At 67.3% G+C, this 17,177-nt stretch carries 11 protein-coding genes; 8 read left to right on the top strand and 3 right to left on the bottom strand.

Annotation, left to right across the window (positions count from 1 at the left end; translation table 11 throughout):
* A partial coding sequence (locus KIP89_RS18485) for an autotransporter domain-containing protein (RefSeq protein ID WP_213757064.1) occupies window positions 1-2,751 on the bottom strand: 2,751 nt, incomplete at its 3' end.
* 344 nt (window positions 2,752-3,095) lie between these two features.
* Window positions 3,096-4,490 carry a Si-specific NAD(P)(+) transhydrogenase gene (gene sthA, locus KIP89_RS18480; RefSeq protein ID WP_213757063.1) on the bottom strand — a complete coding sequence of 465 codons (1,395 nt, stop codon included), beginning with the start codon at window positions 4,488-4,490 and terminating at the stop codon, window positions 3,096-3,098.
* A 190-nt stretch (window positions 4,491-4,680) separates the two neighbouring features.
* On the opposite strand from sthA, the gene KIP89_RS18475 reads away from it, so the two are divergent.
* Window positions 4,681-5,343, top strand: coding sequence for a helix-turn-helix domain-containing protein (locus tag KIP89_RS18475; protein ID WP_250152638.1), 663 nt, complete (start codon window positions 4,681-4,683; stop codon window positions 5,341-5,343).
* A gap of 4 nt (window positions 5,344-5,347) precedes the next feature.
* Here the strand turns inward: KIP89_RS18475 and KIP89_RS18470 are convergent, their stop codons facing one another.
* A complete protein-coding gene (locus KIP89_RS18470; RefSeq protein WP_213757061.1) occupies window positions 5,348-6,784 on the bottom strand; it encodes a helix-turn-helix domain-containing protein in 1,437 nt (478 codons plus the stop codon).
* A gap of 267 nt (window positions 6,785-7,051) precedes the next feature.
* Here KIP89_RS18470 and KIP89_RS18465 point away from each other — a divergent pair, with 267 nt between their 5' ends.
* From KIP89_RS18465 to KIP89_RS18435, 7 genes are all read left to right on the top strand, one after another.
* The gene (locus KIP89_RS18465) at window positions 7,052-8,584 is read left to right on the top strand and encodes an acyl-CoA carboxylase subunit beta (protein ID WP_213757060.1); all 1,533 of its coding nucleotides are present in this window, start codon (window positions 7,052-7,054) and stop codon (window positions 8,582-8,584) included.
* 144 nt (window positions 8,585-8,728) lie between these two features.
* Window positions 8,729-10,744 (top strand): acetyl-CoA carboxylase biotin carboxylase subunit, encoded by a 2,016-nt coding sequence (locus KIP89_RS18460; RefSeq protein WP_213757059.1) that lies wholly within the window; start codon window positions 8,729-8,731, stop codon window positions 10,742-10,744.
* Window positions 10,745-10,823: 79 nt separating this feature from the next.
* On the top strand, window positions 10,824-12,686 hold the full coding sequence (locus KIP89_RS18455; RefSeq protein ID WP_213757058.1) for a methylmalonyl-CoA mutase family protein: 1,863 nt from the start codon (window positions 10,824-10,826) through the stop codon (window positions 12,684-12,686).
* Between the two features lie 57 nt (window positions 12,687-12,743).
* Window positions 12,744-13,133: a hypothetical protein gene (locus tag KIP89_RS18450; RefSeq protein ID WP_213757057.1), complete on the top strand. Its 390-nt coding sequence runs from the start codon at window positions 12,744-12,746 to the stop codon at window positions 13,131-13,133.
* A 34-nt stretch (window positions 13,134-13,167) separates the two neighbouring features.
* The gene (scpA, locus tag KIP89_RS18445; protein ID WP_213757056.1) at window positions 13,168-15,324 is read left to right on the top strand and encodes a methylmalonyl-CoA mutase; all 2,157 of its coding nucleotides are present in this window, start codon (window positions 13,168-13,170) and stop codon (window positions 15,322-15,324) included.
* A gap of 263 nt (window positions 15,325-15,587) precedes the next feature.
* Complete coding sequence (locus KIP89_RS18440) at window positions 15,588-16,331, top strand: GntR family transcriptional regulator (protein ID WP_213757055.1); 744 nt, start codon at window positions 15,588-15,590, stop codon at window positions 16,329-16,331.
* 4 nt (window positions 16,332-16,335) lie between these two features.
* Window positions 16,336-17,127, top strand: coding sequence for a transporter substrate-binding domain-containing protein (locus KIP89_RS18435; RefSeq protein ID WP_213757054.1), 792 nt, complete (start codon window positions 16,336-16,338; stop codon window positions 17,125-17,127).
* Window positions 17,128-17,177 lie beyond the last annotated feature (50 nt).

Below are 17,177 nucleotides of genomic sequence, written 5' to 3'. Positions count from 1 at the left end.
CACCGTGCCGGCGTTGTAATCGGCCGACAGGCTGTCGGAATAGCCGGTGAAGGCGACCGAGCGGTTGGTCGAGATGTCCTGCCACGTATAGGCCAGACCCGTGCGCAGCGCGAGCGGGCCCCATTCGTTGCCGGCGTAGAGGCCGATATGCCAGTTGTCGCTCGAGCCCGAGGAGTTGCGGCCGGAAATCGAGAAGTCGGTGTAGCTGTAGCCACCGGCCACGCCCACGCGCCAGCCCTCGCCGACCAATGTGTCCGCGCCGATCAGGAAGCCGCCGGTGGAATCGGAGACGCCGGCGGCGTTGGAATTGCCGTCCATCTCGCCCCAATTGCCGAAGGCGGTCGACCACAGCGCGAAGCGTTCCACCGGCGCCAGAGCGGGGGCCGCCTTCATCGGCATGCTCATATCGGCCGCGACCTGCACGGGCGAGGGGGCCGCATAGGCGAGCGCGCCCGAGGACGTCTCGACCACATTCACCACCTGGCCGGAAGAGGCCCCGACCCCGCCCTGCGCCGCCCGCAGCCGGTCATTCAGCGCGCCGCGGATCAGCGAGGACTGTTCCATGAACAGGCTCTGCGTCGAGGCGTGCACCTCGCCCGAGAGCTGGTCATAAGCCCATTGCGCCTCGCCGGCCGAGGTGAGGAACAGGATCGAGTTGTACAGAGCCAGCGAGGCCCCGGTCTGCGGCAGCGTGCCGAGCGCCGCCGAAGTGGCGATCTGGTTCGGCGTCACGGCGACGCTGGTGAAGGCGTCGTCCGAGGCCGAGATCACCACATTGATGCCATTGGCGAGGTCGTTCACGTCCACGGTGAGGAACAGCGAATCCGTCGTCACCGCGCCGAAGGTCCCGACCACCCCGCCGGTGGCGGCGACGATGGTGTAGACCTGCGCCGACTTGTAGCTCGCCTGCGGGTCGAGCGCGACGAGGTTCACCGTCGCCCCGTTGAGGAAGGCCTGGCCGGAGGCGGTGATCAGGTCGCTATTGCCGGCACCGTCCAGCTCGACGACATAGATCGAGCCCGGCGCGAAGGTCACGTCGCCCGTCACCACCATCGTGCCGATCGAGTTGCCCGGCGACACGATGCCGCCGCTGGCCACGTTCAGCACCCCGATCGTCCCGTTGCCGCCCAGCGTCGCGCCGCTGGAGACGTTCACATCCATGCCGCCAATGGCCGCGTTTACCTTGGCGGTGCCCCCGATCAGGTTGAGCGTGCCGGTAAAATCCGGCGAGTCGACGGTGAAATTGGTGACGCCGGCGAGGTGGCGGATCTCGCCGCCAGTGCCGGAGAGCGCGTTGTTGAAGGTGAGGCCGGTGCTGGTGTGGTTGAACACCAGCGTGGCGTCGCCATCGCCGAAGAACACGCCATTGGTGCCCAGCACCGTGCCCGGCGCGACCGGCGCCTCGCCCTCGGCGGCGCCGATGTTGAGCACGCCGACGGAGCCCACCTCATTGGCGATGTGGACGAGATTCGCCGCCGTCAGCGTCGCGCCGTTCTGCACGGTGACGGTGCCGTTGCCCTCATAGCCGACCCGGAAATTGCCGGAGAAGCCGTCGCGGGAGAGCACCTGGAACAGCGTGCCCTCACCGGTCAGCAGCAGCGTGCCGACCGAGCCGGCATCGACGCCGACGGCGGCCGTATAGGCGGTGGCGACCGCGCCATCCGACACGGTGGCCGCGCCATAACCGCCATCGCCATTGCCGGTGCCGCCGACATAGATGTTCAGCCAATTGTGCCAGGTGGTGCCGGCGCCGGTGACGGTGATGGTGGTGACCGCCTCGGTGCCCCCGCCACCAATATAGGTCGCGTCGGCGTTCAGCGTGGCGCCATTGCTGATGAGCGAGGTCGCGCCTTCATCCGGGCTGAAATAGCCGGCGGCCGCGGTCCAGTCCACGGGAGGCGTGGTGTTGCGGGTGCCCAGGAGCATGGTGGTGCCCGGCCCGGTGACGGTGATCGTCGCGCCGGGGCCGGCATAGATGCTGCCGTCATAGGTCTGGAAGCTGGCGCCATTCTCGACGGTGAGCGAGCCGGTGGAGCCGGGATCGCGGGCGATATTGACGCCGCCGGTATTGTACCAGGTGGTGCCCGTGCCGGTGACGGTCAGCGAGCCGGTGCCCGTGCTGGAGGGGATGTAACGCGCCGTCGGCAGGCTGCCGCCGCCAATATACAGCGTCTCGCCATTGGTGACCTCAGCGCCGCCCGAGACCGTCACGCTGCCGGTCCCGTTGCCGCCGATGATCGTCGTGAACTCATTGGTCCAGGACGTGCCGGCGCCGCTCACCGAGACCGAGCCATTGCCGGTCTCGTACTCGCCGATGGTGACGTTGGTGGTGTCCCAGCTGCCGCCGGCGGAGAGCTGGACCGCGCCGGTGCCGAACTGGCCGACGATGACGAAGGTGCTCTCGTCGGTCCAGGCCGCGCCCGTCCCGCTGACGATGACCGTGCCGGTCGAGCCCTCGTCCTGGCCGATGACGGCGCCATAGGCATAGGGGGCGAAACCAATCGCTCCGAGGGTCGTCATCGTCACGCCCGGCGCGACGATGAGGGTGCCGATCTCACCGGCGGCGACACCCACATAGACCTCGTAAAAGGTGTCATCCGCGCTGAGCGTCTCGGTCTGCCCCGGTGGCGGGGCGCTGACGGTCAGCGAGCTGTACCCGTTGGCCCGCGCGGCCGAGCCGGACAGGACCACGGCAAACGCCGTGATGGCGGTGGACGCCAGCAGCGCCCCCCGGAAACTAAACTTGGACATTGCACCCCCGCCCCCGCCTTTGCTGGCAGGTGAGTCATTTAACCGGATCGCTCCGGTCGACCGCCTGTCCGCCACGGCACCCGGCGCCCTGACGGACGATTCCTTGCTGAAACATTCAGCAATCATTGGACGGTATCAATGTGCCATTGAACGGCAAGAGGGAAATCTTCCCGTAGGAGAGGCATCTCGAAGGAAAACGCCGCCTGTGTCACGCGCGCACCACCCTGGATGCGTGGCGCCAATTCTTACACGTAACGGGGCACTTGCGACGGCGCCGGCGGAGGGCGGGGGAGCCGGAGAGCCGGGTCACGCCCGGCCCCGAGAGAGGCCGCGCGGGCTCCCTCTCACTCCTTCGGCATGCGGTTCCAGGCGTCGAGGCCGGCGATCTTGTAGGCTTCGGCGAGCGTCGGGTAGTTGAACGTGTTCTCGATGAAATAGTCGATCGTGCCCTTGAGGTTCAGCACCGCCTGGCCGATGTGGATCAGCTCGGTCGCGCCCTCCCCGACAATGTGCACGCCGAGCAACCGGCGGCTCTTGGTCGAGAACAGCATCTTCATCATCCCGTTGTTCAGCCCCATGATGTGGCCGCGCGAGGTCTCGCGGAAACGGGCGATACCGCATTCATAGGGAATCTCGCGCCGCCGCACCTCTTCCTCGCTCATGCCGACGGTGGAGATTTCCGGCACGGCATAGATGCCATAGGGGAAGAATTCCGGCGGCGGCGGCGGCTCCAGCCCGAAAGCGTGGCAGGCGGCAAGGCGGCCCTGCTCCATCGAGGTGGAGGCGAGGCTGGGAAAGCCGATCACGTCGCCGGCGGCATAGATGTGCGGCACCGCGGTCTGCAGCGTCTTCGGTTCCACCGTGACGCGGCCGCGATGGTCGACGGAGAGCCCGGCGGCGCCGAGATTGAGGCGATCGGTGGCGCCGACGCGCCCGGCCGCGAACAGCAGCATGTCGCTCTGCACCGTGCGCCCGTCGGCCAGCTTGCAGACCGGCCGCTCGTCCGGCCCGAGTTCGATCGAGGTCACCGCCGAGCCGAGCCGCAGCCCGACATTGCGGTCGCGCAGCTCATGCACGAATTCCTCGATCAGCTCCTTGTCGATGAAGTCGAGGAAGGTGGCGCGCGGCTCGATCAGCGTGACCGCGACATCGAGCGCGCTGAAGATGGTGGCGTATTCGACGCCGATCACCCCGGCGCCGATCACCGCGAGGCTGCGCGGCAGGCGCGGCAGGTCGACGATCTCGTCGCTGTCGAACACCGTCATGCCGTTGAACGGCACGTATTCCGGCCGGAACGGGCGCGTGCCGCAGGCGATCAGCACATGAGCGGCGGTCACGCTGTGGACCTCGCCGGCCTCGCTGGTGATCTCGATCGTGTGCGGGTCGAGAAAGCGCGCCTCGCCGCGCGCGGTCTTCACCCCGTTGCGGCTGAACTGATGCTCCAACACCTCGACCTCATGATCGAGCGTCTTGTGCAGGCGGATCATCAGGTCGGCGGCGGCGATGTCCTGCTTCACCCGGTAGCCCCGGCCGTAAAAGCCGCGCTCGCGCCAGCCGGAGAGGTTCAGCACCGTCTCGCGCAGCGTCTTCGACGGGATGGTGCCGGTATGCACCGAGACCCCGCCGACGCGCCGGCCCTTCTCGACCACCAGCACGCTCTTGCCAATTTTTGCGGATTGCACGGCGGCGCGGCGCCCGGAGGGGCCGCTGCCGATGACAATCATGTCGAAGTCGTACATGGAAGCGCCAGTGCCTGTGAGGGTGAAGGACAAGTCGACCCAAGTCGATGCACGATGAATGCCAAGGTCCGATGACGGTTCTCACGCCGGACATTCTGTTGCAGCTAGCGTTACGGGCTTGCATTGGGCTTGCTTTTGCCGGCGAAACGAGTCCCATCGACGAGGCGACGGCACAGAAGGAGCAGGGGCATTGGGCGAGGCGAAGCGCAGCAGGGGCAGCAAGGGCGACGACGTGACGGAGGAACTGAACACCGGCTCCGGCGCGCCGAACGCCAATGAGCGCACGCTGGAACAGGCGCTCGGCCTCCAGGTCCGCGCCATCCGCCGCGATCTCGACCTCACCGTCTCCGATCTCGCCGCCGCCGCCGGCATCTCGGTCGGCATGCTCTCGAAGATCGAGAACGGGCTGATCTCGCCCTCGCTTTCCACGCTTCAGTCCATTTCCAACGTGCTGAACGTGCCGATCTCCTCGCTGTTCTCCAGCTTCGAGGAAAAGCGCGACTGCTCCTTCGTGCCGGCCGGACAGGGCGTGCATATCGAGCGGCGCGGCACCAAGGTCGGCCATCAATATGAGCTGCTCGGCCATGCGCTGGGCGGCGAGGTGGCGGTCGAGCCCTATCTGATCACGCTGAGCGAAGAGGCCGTGCCCTATACCGGCTTCCGCCATGCCGGCGTCGAGTTCATCCACATGCTGTCGGGCGAGGTGATCTACCGGCACGGCGACCGCAATTATCATTTGCGGCCGGGCGATTCGCTGCTGTTCGATTCCGCCGCCACGCATGGGCCGGAGGAACTTCTGGTGCGGCCGATGACCTATCTGTCGATCATCATCTACCCCCGCGAGCCGCGCTGAGGCGCTACCCCTCCCGCACCGCGAACGGCACCACGCCGCGCCGGTCCGGGTCGAGCACGATCTCGCGGTCGAGCGGGGGGAAGGCGCGCTCGGGGCAGGTGGCGCGCGGGCAGATGCGGCAATTGACGCCGAGCGGGGCAAGGCTCGCGCCGCGCAGATCCAGCCCGTCCGCATAGACCAGCTCGGCGGCATGGGAAATCTCGCAGCCCATGCCGAGCGCGAAACGCCGCTCGCGCGCGCCGTAATGGCCGGCCGGCTTGGCGGTGCCGCGGGCGAGGCACAGATAGCGCACCCCGTCGGGCATCTCGCCGACCTGCACCAGCGTGCGCGAGGGCTGCTCGAACGCCTCATGGACATTCCACACCGGGCACGCCCCGCCATAGCGGGCGAACTGGAAGCGCGTCGCGCTGTGCCGCTTGATGACGTTGCCGGCGCGGTCGACCTTGAGGAAATAGAACGGCACCCCCTTCTCGCCCGGTCGCTGCAGCGTCGAGAGGCGGTGACACACCTGTTCGAGACTCGCCCCGGTCATCAGGCTGAGCAGATCGAGATCGTGGCGCTTCTCCCGCGCCAGCCGGGCGAAGCGGCGATAGGGCAGCAGCAGCGCGCCGGCATAATAATTCTGCAAGGAAAGCCGGCAGACCTCGCGCGCGGTGGTCGAGCGAAAGCCCGCCTCGATCACATGGCGGTCGATCAGCTCGCTCTGCTCGAAGCGGGCGATCAGCGCGGCGAGGCGGAAGGCGCGGCTGGCCGGATCGAGCGTGCGCGAGAGCGTCGCCGCCCGCCGGTAGCGGTCATAGGCGATCAGCGGGGCGTCCGGCGCGTCGGCCGGGGCCATGTCGACGGTGATGTCGTGGTGCTGGCGCAGATGCTGGGCGAGCACGCCGGCCGCGTCCTCGCGGGCGAACAGGTCGAGCGCGCCGGCCCGCTCCTCCGCCGCCCGGTCGAGCCCGTCGACATAATTGTCGATGTAGTGGAAATGGTCGCGCACCTCCTCATAGGGCGGCAGGTTGCGCGCCTCCCCCTCCCCCTCGCCGGCCACCGAGAGCACGGCATCGTCGAGCGCGGCGCGGCGCTCCTCCAGCCGGCGCATGGCGCCGTGCAGGCGCAGGAAGGCGCGGGCGAAGGCCGGCGCGTGGGTGGTGGCGTTCTTCAGGTCCTGCAGGCTCGGCTCCAGCCCGCGAAACACCGGATCGGCCAGCGCCTCGCGCAGATCGGCGACGATGCGGTCGAGATCGTCGGCGCCGAAGCGGGTGATGTCGAGATCGAAGGTCCGGCTGATGGCCAGCAGCACCGCCGCCGTCACCGGCCGCTGGTTGCTCTCGATCTGGTTGATATAGCTCGGCGAGAGCGCAAGCCGGCGGGCGAAATCCATCTGCGTCAGCCCCTGCCGCTCGCGCAGATTGCGGACCGCGTGGCCGGCGAACACTTTCTTGGACATGGCCCTTCCTACATCGCCCGGACAACGTCATCCTGAGGTGCGAGCGGAGCGAGCCTCGAAGGATGGTCGCTCAAGCGCCACGGAACCAGCATCCTTCGAGGCCCGGCATGCGCCGGGCACCTCAGGATGACGCTGTACGGGTGGAGACCCCCACCGTCGATTTTGTGAAATTTTTACAGTTTCACGATCCGCATTTTCACAGCTTATGTTTTGGCGGGCAAGGGCCTAGAAGTGAAACAGAGCACCGCCGCCCAAGGAGCCCGCCCCATGAAGCACATTCTGGATGAGCTGGAACAGCGCCGCGCCGGCGCCCGCCTCGGCGGCGGGCAAAAGCGCGTCGAGGCCCAGCACAAGCGCGGCAAGCTCACCGCGCGCGAGCGCATCGACCTGCTGCTCGACACCGGCTCGTTCGAGGAATTCGACACTTTCGTGCAGCACCGCTGCACCGATTTCGGCATGGAGAAGGTCAAGACCCCCGGCGACGGCGTCGTCACCGGCTGGGGCACGGTGAATGGCCGCAAGGTGTTCGTCTTCGCCAAGGACTTCACCGTGTTCGGCGGCTCGCTGTCGGAAGCCCATGCGGCGAAGATCACCAAGATCCAGGACATGGCGCTGAAGACCCGCGCCCCGATCATCGGCCTGTTCGATGCCGGCGGGGCGCGCATCCAGGAGGGCGTCGCCGCGCTCGGCGGCTATGGCGAGGTGTTCAAGCGCAACGTCGTCGCCTCCGGCGTCATCCCGCAGATTTCCGTCATCATGGGCCCCTGCGCCGGCGGCGACGTCTATTCCCCGGCCATGACCGACTTCATCTTCATGGTGCGCGACAGCTCCTACATGTTCGTCACCGGGCCGGAGGTGGTGAAGACCGTCACCAACGAGACCGTGACCTCCGAGGAACTCGGGGGGGCCAAGGTGCACACCTCGAAATCCTCCGTCGCCGATGGCGCCTATGAGAACGATGTCGAGTGCCTGTTGCAGATGCGCCGGCTGATCGACTTCCTGCCCGCCAGCAACCTTTCCGGCGTGCCGGTCTGGCCGAGCTATGACGATGGCGAACGGCTCGACGCCTCGCTCGACACGCTGGTGCCGGATAACCCGAACAAGCCCTATGACATGAAGGAGCTGATCGCGAAGGTGGTCGACGAGGGCGACTTCTTCGAGATTCAGGCGGCCTTTGCGAAAAACATCCTCACCGGCTTCGGCCGGGTCGAGGGCAAGACGGTGGGCATCGTCGCCAACCAGCCCATGGTGCTGGCCGGCGTGCTGGATTCCGACGCCTCGCGCAAGGCCGCCCGCTTCGTGCGCTTCTGCGACGCCTTCGAGATCCCCATCCTTACCTTCGTCGACGTGCCCGGCTTCCTGCCCGGTACGGCGCAGGAATATGGCGGGCTCATCAAGCACGGCGCCAAGCTGCTGTTTGCCTACTCGCAGGCCACCGTGCCGCTGGTCACCGTTATCACCCGCAAGGCCTTTGGCGGCGCCTATGACGTGATGGCCTCCAAACATGTCGGCGGCGATGTGAACTATGCCTGGCCGACCGCGCAGATCGCGGTGATGGGCGCCAAGGGGGCGGTGGAGATCATCTTCCGCGCCGATATCGACGACCCCGAAAAGATCGCCGCGCGCACAAGGGAATATGAGCAACGCTTCCTCTCGCCGTTTGTCGCCGCCGAGCGCGGCTATATTGACGAGGTGATCGCCCCGCGCTCCACTCGCAAACGCATCGCCCGCGCGCTCGCCATGCTCGCCTCCAAGAAGGTCGAGACGCCCATGAAGAAGCACGACAATCTGCCATTGTAGCGACCTGCTCCCTCTCCCCGTCGGGGAGAGGGGTGGGGTGAGGGGCTTCGCCGCTCCGATCCTTAAAGCCGCTTCCCCCCTCACCCGGCGCTCCGCGCCGACCTCTCCCCGGCGGGGAGAGGTGAAGTAGAGGCCCCGAGAACCATGTTCTCCAAGATCCTCATCGCCAACCGTGGCGAAATCGCCTGCCGGGTTATCAAGACCGCGCGGCGCATGGGCATCAAGACCGTCGCGGTCTATTCCGATGCGGACAAGGACGCGCTGCATGTGGAGATGGCGGATGAGGCGGTGCATATCGGCCCCGCCCCCGCCGCGCAGTCCTATCTGGTCATCGAGAAGATCATCGACGCCTGCCGGCAGACCGGGGCCGAGGCGGTGCATCCCGGCTATGGCTTCCTGTCCGAGCGCGCCGCCTTCGCGCAGGCGCTGAAAGACGCCGGCATCGTCTTCATCGGGCCCAACCCCGGCGCGATCGAGGCGATGGGCGACAAGATCGAATCCAAGAAAGCGGCAGCGGCGGCGGATGTCTCCACCGTGCCGGGCTATCTCGGCGTGATCGAGGATGCCGGGCACGCCGCCCGCATCGCCGACGAGATCGGCTATCCCGTGATGATCAAGGCCTCGGCCGGCGGTGGCGGCAAGGGCATGCGCATCGCCCATTCCCGCGACGAGGTGCAGGAGGGCTTTGACCGCGCCCGCTCGGAGGCCAAGTCCTCCTTCGGCGATGACCGCGTGTTCGTCGAGAAGTTCATCGTCGAGCCGCGCCACATCGAAATTCAGGTGCTCGGCGACAAGCATGGCAATGTCATCTATCTCGGTGAGCGCGAATGCTCGATCCAGCGCCGCAATCAGAAGGTCATCGAGGAAGCCCCCTCCCCCCTGCTGGACGAGGCCACCCGCCGGAAGATGGGCGAACAGGCGGTCGCGCTGGCCAAGGCGGTGAACTACGATTCCGCCGGCACGGTGGAGTTCGTCGCCGGGCAGGACAAGTCGTTCTATTTCCTCGAAATGAACACGCGGCTTCAGGTCGAGCACCCCGTCACCGAGCTGGTGACCGGCATCGACTTGGTCGAGCAGATGATCCGCGTCGCGGCGGGCGAGCCCCTGTCGATCACGCAGGACGCGGTGAAGCTCACCGGCTGGGCGGTGGAAAGCCGCGTCTATGCCGAGGATCCCTATCGCGGCTTCCTGCCCTCGATCGGCCGCCTCACCCGCTACCGTCCCCCGGCGGAAAGCGTGAGCGAGGGCGTCACCGTGCGCAACGACACCGGCGTCTATGAGGGCGGCGAAATTTCGCTGTTCTACGACCCGATGATCGCCAAGCTGGTGACCCACGCCCCGACGCGCGCCGCGGCTATCGCCGCGCAGGCGGACGCGCTCGACGCGTTTGTGATTGACGGCATCCAGCACAACATCCCCTTCCTCGCCGCGCTGATGGACCATCCGCGCTGGAAGGAAGGGCGGCTTTCCACCGGCTTCATCGCCGAGGAATATCGCGCGGGCTTCCTAGGTGCGGCGCTGACCCCGACGCTCGCCCGCAAGCTGGCGGCGGTGGCGGCAGTTATCGACAATGTCGGCAATGCCCGAAAGCGCAGGATCAGCGGCCAACTCGCGGGCCGCGCGGTGGTGTTCGAGCATCAGCGCGTGGTGCGCATCGGCGATCTCGCTTTGCGCTGCGAGGTCGACCGCGCGGCCGGCGGCTTCATCGTCACCTTCCTCGACGAGGCCGGCCGCCCCGCCGGCACGCATGAGCTGCGCTCCGGCTGGCATCCGGGCGAGCCGGTGTGGAACGGCGTTTATGACGAGGAGGCGATGGCCGTGCAGGTGCGCGGGCGCCTCAACGGCGTGACCCTCGCCCATCGCGGCGTGGCGGTGGAGGCGGTGGTCCACACCAACCGCGAAGCCGAGCTTGCCGCCCTCATGCCGGAGAAGCAGCAGGCCGGCAGCTTCAAGCAGCTGCTCTGCCCGATGCCGGGCCTCGTCGTCTCCATCGCGGTCAGCGAGGGGCAGGAGGTGAAGGCCGGCGAGGCCCTCGCCATCGTCGAGGCGATGAAGATGGAAAACGTGCTGCGCGCCGAGCGCGACGCGACGGTGAAAACCATCCTCGCCAAGGCCGGCGACAGCCTCGCCGTCGACGCGATCATTCTGGAGTTCGCCTGATCCGCCTCATCGCCGGCGGGCCCCGTGGGGGGCATGCTCGCCGGCATCCCTGTTCGGTCTCACTGGACGGACTGCCCTGATGCTCCACCTCACTGCACCGACGCTCCACGACTTTCCGCCCGCCTCGCGGGAGGATTGGCTGCGGCTCGTCGACGGAGTTCTGAAGGGCGCGCCCTATGATAAGCGGATGCTGGAGGTAACATATGACCTCTATGCACTCGACGCCCTGCCCGAGCGCCGGGCCGACGCCGCCGCCATTGCCGGGCGGCCCGCCGGGGCGCCGTGGCAGGTCATCACGCGCATCGACCATGACCACCCGACTGTGGCAAATACCCAGATATTGGAAGACCTTAACGGTGGTGCGGATGGCATTTCGCTGGTCTTCGCCTCGGCCCCCTTCGCCGGTGGGTTCGGCCTCCCGCTGCGCCATGAGGAGCTTCTGGCCACCCTTCAGGGGGTGCTTCCCGAGCTGATCACGCTGCGCGTGGAGGTGGGAAAATACCAGGGCCGCGACGTCGCGCTGGCGCTGGCCCGGCTTTATGAGGGACAGGATACAACCCGGCTCGACATCCGCTTCGGCCTCGACCCGATCGGCGATTTCGCCGCCCTCGGCGCCGCCCCGATCGAGTGGGACGGGCTCTCGGCGCGTCTCGGTCAGACCGTCAACACCTTGAGATCACGTGGCTTTTCGCACCCGATGGTGCGCGCGGACGGGCGCCTGCACCATGCTGCCGGGGCCTCCGACGCGCAGGAACTCGCGGCCGTGCTCGCCACCGCCCTGGCCTATCTGCGGGCTCTGGAAGCGGCCGGGCTTACCATCGAGCAGGCCGCCGCCTGCATCGAGGTGACGCTGACGGCGGACACCGACCAGTTCGCCACCCAGGCCAAGCCCCGCGCCTTCCGCCTTCTCTGGGCGGCCCTGCTGAAGTCCTGCGGCGTCGAGGGGGCAGCGGTCGCCCTCCACATGGAAACCGCGTGGCGCTCGCTCACCCGGTTCGACCCCTATGTGAACCTCTTACGCGGCACCATCGCCGCCTTCGCGGCCGGCGTCGGTGGCGCTAACAGCCTGAGCGTGCTGCCTTTTACCCAAGTGCTCGGGCTGCCGGAGGCCGGCGCCCGACGCCTCGCCCGCAACACCCAGATCATCCTGATGGAGGAAGCGAACGTCCACCGCGTCGCCGATCCCGGTGCCGGAGCGGGGGCCATCGAGGAGCGGACGGAAAAGCTGGCCGCCACCGCCTGGGAGCTGTTCCAGGCCATCGAGCGCGAGGGCGGGATGGTGGAAAGCCTCACCTCCGGCGCCTGGCAGCGCCGCCTCGCCAGCACCCGCCAGCAGCGCGCCAGGGACATCGCCACGCGGCGCTTACCCCTTACGGGAACAACGGAATTTCCGCTGCTCGGGGATGCGCCGCCTACCGTGCTCGCCCCGGCCCGCTCCAGCGCGGTGGCGCCGCCCGCGGAGGGCGCGCTGCTGGCCGAGCCGCTCACGCCGGCGCGCCTTGCCGCTCCCTTCGAGGCGCTGCGCCAAGCCGCCGCCGCGACCCGGCCGCAACCCGTTGTTTTCCTTGCCACTCTCGGCGCGCTCGCCGACTACGCCGCCCGCCTCGGCTTCGCCCGTGCGGCCTTTGAAGTGGGGGGAATCGCCGCAATCACGGCCGAGGGCGACCTGCCCGCCCTCGTAGAGGCCTTCCGAACCTCCGGCGCCCGCATCGCCTGCCTGTGCGCGTCGGATGAACTCTATATGTCTCAAGGGCTTGAAGCCGCCCGCCAGCTCAAGGAGGCGGGAGCCGGCGCGCTTTATCTCGCCGGCCGGCCGGGCGAGCAGGAAGCCGCGTGGCAGACGGTGGGTATTGAGGGGTATTTTTATACCGGAGCCGATCTTCTCGCTGTTCTGCGCGAGGTCCACTCACGGCTCGGTGTGGTCCGGGGGACGGAACCATGATCCCCGCCGCCGGTTTCCCTAAGGACGGCCATCCGGCCACACACTTGGGAAAGAGCCATGATCACGCTGAATCACGCCTTGGCCGGCGCAGCGATGCTCGGCGCGTTGCTGGTTCTGCCGGTAACGGCGCAGGAGACGCACGCAACGGTCGATATCGGCCTTCACGACGGCGTCTGGCAGGTCGCGGCCGAGCCCGCGACCGGGCCGTGCTCCAAGCGTCACGAATTCAAGCTGTCGGTCGAGGACGGACAGATCAGCTATGGTGGATTGATACCTCTGGCCGAAGCCAGCGGCTCGGTGAACCCGCTCGGCGTCATCGAGATACAGGTGGTACGCGGCGAGGAAACGCTGGCGGCGACCGGGCTGGTGCGGGGCGATACCGCCTCGGGCCGATGGACATCGCCGGTGAAGAACTGTACGGGCTCGTGGGTGGCGCGCAAGGCCTGACGCGCGCGGCTCCCGGCCCTTGGGAGGGTGTCCGATGAGCCGCATCCCCGATTTCGGCCCGATCGACTGGGCCGCCCCAAACCTTCCCCCGCCCCGCGTGGAAGCGCCAGACTGGATGACGCCCGAGGCCATCGCGGTCAAGCCGCTCTATGGCGCGCCGGACCTTGCCGGGCTCGGATTCATTGACGGATTTCCGGGTATCGCGCCGTTCCTGCGCGGACCCTATCCCACCATGTATGCGACCCAGCCCTGGACCATCCGGCAATATGCCGGCTTCTCCACGGCGGAGGATTCCAACGCCTTCTACCGCCGCAACCTGGCGGCCGGGCAGAAGGGCCTGTCCGTCGCCTTCGATCTCGCCACCCATCGCGGCTATGACAGCGACCACCCGCGCGTGGCCGGCGATGTCGGCATGGCGGGCGTCGCCATCGATTCCATCTACGACATGCGCACGCTGTTCTCGGGGATCCCACTCGACCAGATGAGCGTGTCCATGACGATGAACGGTGCGGTGTTACCTGTTCTCGCGCTCTATGTCGTCGCGGCGGAGGAGCAGGGTGTCGCGCCCGCCCAACTCTCCGGGACCATCCAGAACGACATCCTCAAGGAGTTCATGGTCCGCAACACCTATATCTACCCGCCGGCGCCCTCGATGCGCATCATCTCGGACATTTTTGCCTTTACGTCCAAGCAGATGCCGCGCTTCAACTCGATCTCGATCTCCGGCTATCACATGCAGGAGGCCGGGGCGACGCAGGATCTGGAGCTCGCCTACACGCTGGCCGACGGGCTGGAATATGCCCGCGCCGGCGTCAAAGCCGGCCTGCCCATCGACGTTTTCGCGCCGCGCCTGTCCTTTTTCTGGGCGATCGGCATGAACTTCTTCATGGAAGTGGCGAAGCTGCGTGCCGCCCGGCTCATCTGGGCCAAGCTGATGAGCGATATCGGCGCGAAAAATCCCAAATCCCTGCCGCTGCGCACCCATTCCCAGACATCCGGCTGGAGCCTGACGGCGCAGGACGTGTTCAACAATGTCATGCGCACCATGGTCGAGGCGATGGCGGCGACGCAGGGCCACACCCAGTCGCTGCACACCAATGCGCTCGACGAAGCCCTTGCCCTGCCAACGGATTTTTCCGCCCGCATCGCCCGCAACACGCAGATCCTGCTGCAACAGGAGAGCGGCACCACGCGGGCCATCGACCCCTGGGGCGGCTCCTTCTATGTCGAGCGCCTGACCGCCGATCTGGCGGCGAAGGCGCTGGCACATATCGCGGAGGTCGAGGAACTCGGCGGCATGGCCAAGGCGATCGAGGCCGGGATTCCGAAGTTGCGCATCGAGGAAGCCGCCGCCACCACGCAGGCGCGGATCGATTCCGGCGCGCAGACCGTGGTTGGGGTAAATAAATACCGCGCCGAACGCGAAACGCCCATTGACGTGCTCCGGGTCGACAATTCGGCCGTGCGGGGCGCTCAGCTTGAGAAGCTGCGTCGCCTCAAGGCCGAGCGCGATCCCATTGCCTTGGCAGCTACCCTTCAGGCGCTGCAGAATGGCGCGGCAGGCGGTGGTAATCTGCTGGCGCTCGCCATCGACGCCGCCCGCGCCAAGGCGACCGTGGGCGAGATTTCCGACGCGCTGGAGCGTGTCTTCGGTCGCCACCGGGCAGAAATCCGCGCGGTGACAGGGGTTTACAAGCGGGAGGCCGGCACCATGACCGACAAGGTGACCCGCGTGCGGGCGCGCGTCGACGCCTTCGAGCATGAGGAAGGCCGCCGCCCGCGCATCCTCGTCGCCAAGGTCGGGCAGGACGGCCACGACCGCGGACAGAAGGTCATCGCCTCGGCCTTCGCCGATCTCGGCTTTGACGTCGATATCGGCCCCCTCTTCGCCACGCCCGAGGAAGCCGCCCGGCAGGCGGTGGAAAACGACGTCCATGTCATCGGCATCTCGTCACTCGCCGCCGGGCATCTGACCCTGGTGCCGCAGGTCAAGGCCGCGCTGGCGGCCGAGGGGCGACCGGACATCATGATCGTCGTCGGTGGAGTGGTACCTCCGCAGGACTACGAGGCCGTCCACGCGGCTGGTGCGGCGGCGATCTACCCGCCCGGCACCGTGATCGCCGATGCCGCGGTGGAGTTGGTGGAGAAGCTCGCCGAGCGGCTCGGCCATGACCGGCAGGCCGCCGAATAGGCCCGCTGCTGTTTCTTCGGCAGGCAGTGAGCGAGGAATAGGCAGCGCGCGATCTCCCCTCCCGGCGATTGGGATGGTGTCGAGACGGCCCGCGCCTAAAGGACACCGGCTCGGGACCGTGTCCCGCAAATCTCTATTTTTAAAGCCATAATCGCGAGGGGAAGCGCCGCCACGGCATGGCCGCGCCGGGCGGCCGTGCGGCTCCCCATATGTTGGCACGCCCTTTGCTTTTTAGCTTGTATACAAGTTTGTAGGCAAGCGTGATGAACCCAGCTACCGCCAATATCGAAGAAGCGATCCTGTCGGCCATTCTGGCCGGCCGCATCGCGCCCGGCACGAGGCTGGGCGAGCAGAAGCTGGCGGACCTGTTCGGCGTCTCCCGCACCCGCGTGCGCGAAGCCATGATGCGGCTGGAAACGCGCGGCGTGGTTCAGGTCAGCGCCCGGCGCGGCTGGTATGTCGTCGAGCCGTCCGCCGAGGAAGCGCGCGAAGCCTTCCACACCCGCCGCGTCATTGAGGTCGGGCTGCTGCAAACCGTCCCCCATGTGCCGCCAAACGTGCTCGCCGCGCTCAAGGAGCACGTCGCCATGGAGCGCGCCGCCATTGAATCCGGCGATATCGGCTCCCGCGCCTGCCTGCTCGGCGACTTCCACATTCATCTCGCCGACGCGCTGGGCAACCGGCTGCTGACCGAGATCATCCGCGACCTCACCGCCCGCACCACGCTGATCTCGATGCTCTACCAGCCGACCGAGAAGGCGGAAGAGTCGAGCCACGACCATGAGGACATCGTCGCCGCGATGGAGGCGGATGATCTTACCCTCGCCGCGCGGCTGATGGGCGAACACATCGCCAAGGTCGAGGCCGGCCTCGACCTTACCGCCAAGCCGGACCCGCTCGCCGGACTGCGCGAGTTGCTCTCGCCGTCGACCTTTACCGGCAACACGCCCTCAGTGCCGCATTCCCATACCCATCCGCACAGCCACTCCTTCGGAAAAGAGGATTGAAGCCATGAACCGCCGCACCCTTCTTGCCCTCGCCGCCGGCGCGCTGGTCGCCGCCGCGACGCAGGCCCCGCTGTCGGCCAGCGCCGATGCGCTCGCCACCATCGAGACCAACAAGGTGATCCGTATAGCTGTACCGCAGGACTTCCCGCCCTTCGGCAGCGTCGGCTCCGACATGCAGCCCAAGGGCTATGACGTCGACATGGCCAAGCTGATCGCCGAGAAGCTCGGCGTGAAGCTGGAACTGGTGCCCGTGACCAGCGCCAACCGCATTCCCTATCTGCAGACCAACAAGGTCGATCTCGTCATCTCCTCGCTCGGCAAGAACCCGGAGCGCGAGAAGGTGATCGACTTCTCCACCGCCTATGCCCCGTTCTTCAACGGCGTGTTCGGCCCGGCCGATGTGACGGTGAAGGATGCGGCGGGCCTCGCCGGCAAGACCGTCGGCGTGACGCGCGGCGCCGTGGAAGATCTGGAACTGACCAAGATCGCCCCGGCCGACGTGACCATCAAACGCTATGAGGACAATAACGGCACCATCTCGGCCTTCCTGTCCGGTCAGGTCGATCTGGTGGCGACCGGCAACGTAGTCGCCGCCGCCATTCTGGAGCGCAATCCGCCCAAGCGCCCGGAGATCAAGTTCCTCATCAAGAACTCGCCCTGCTTCATCGGCCTGAACAAGAACGAGCCGGCGCTGCTGGCCAAGGTCGATGCCATCATCGCCGCCGCCAAGAAGGACGGCGCGCTCGACGCCATCGCGCAGAAGTGGCTCGGCGCCAAGCTGCCCGCCGATCTCTGAGCGATCACCGCCCCGGAGGCTTCCGGCATCCCCTCCTCTCCCCGCGGGGA

The sequence above is a fragment of the Ancylobacter radicis genome, assembly GCF_018449475.1.
GTDB lineage: Bacteria > Pseudomonadota > Alphaproteobacteria > Rhizobiales > Xanthobacteraceae > Ancylobacter > Ancylobacter radicis.
This window is presented reverse-complemented; position numbering and strand designations above follow the sequence as displayed.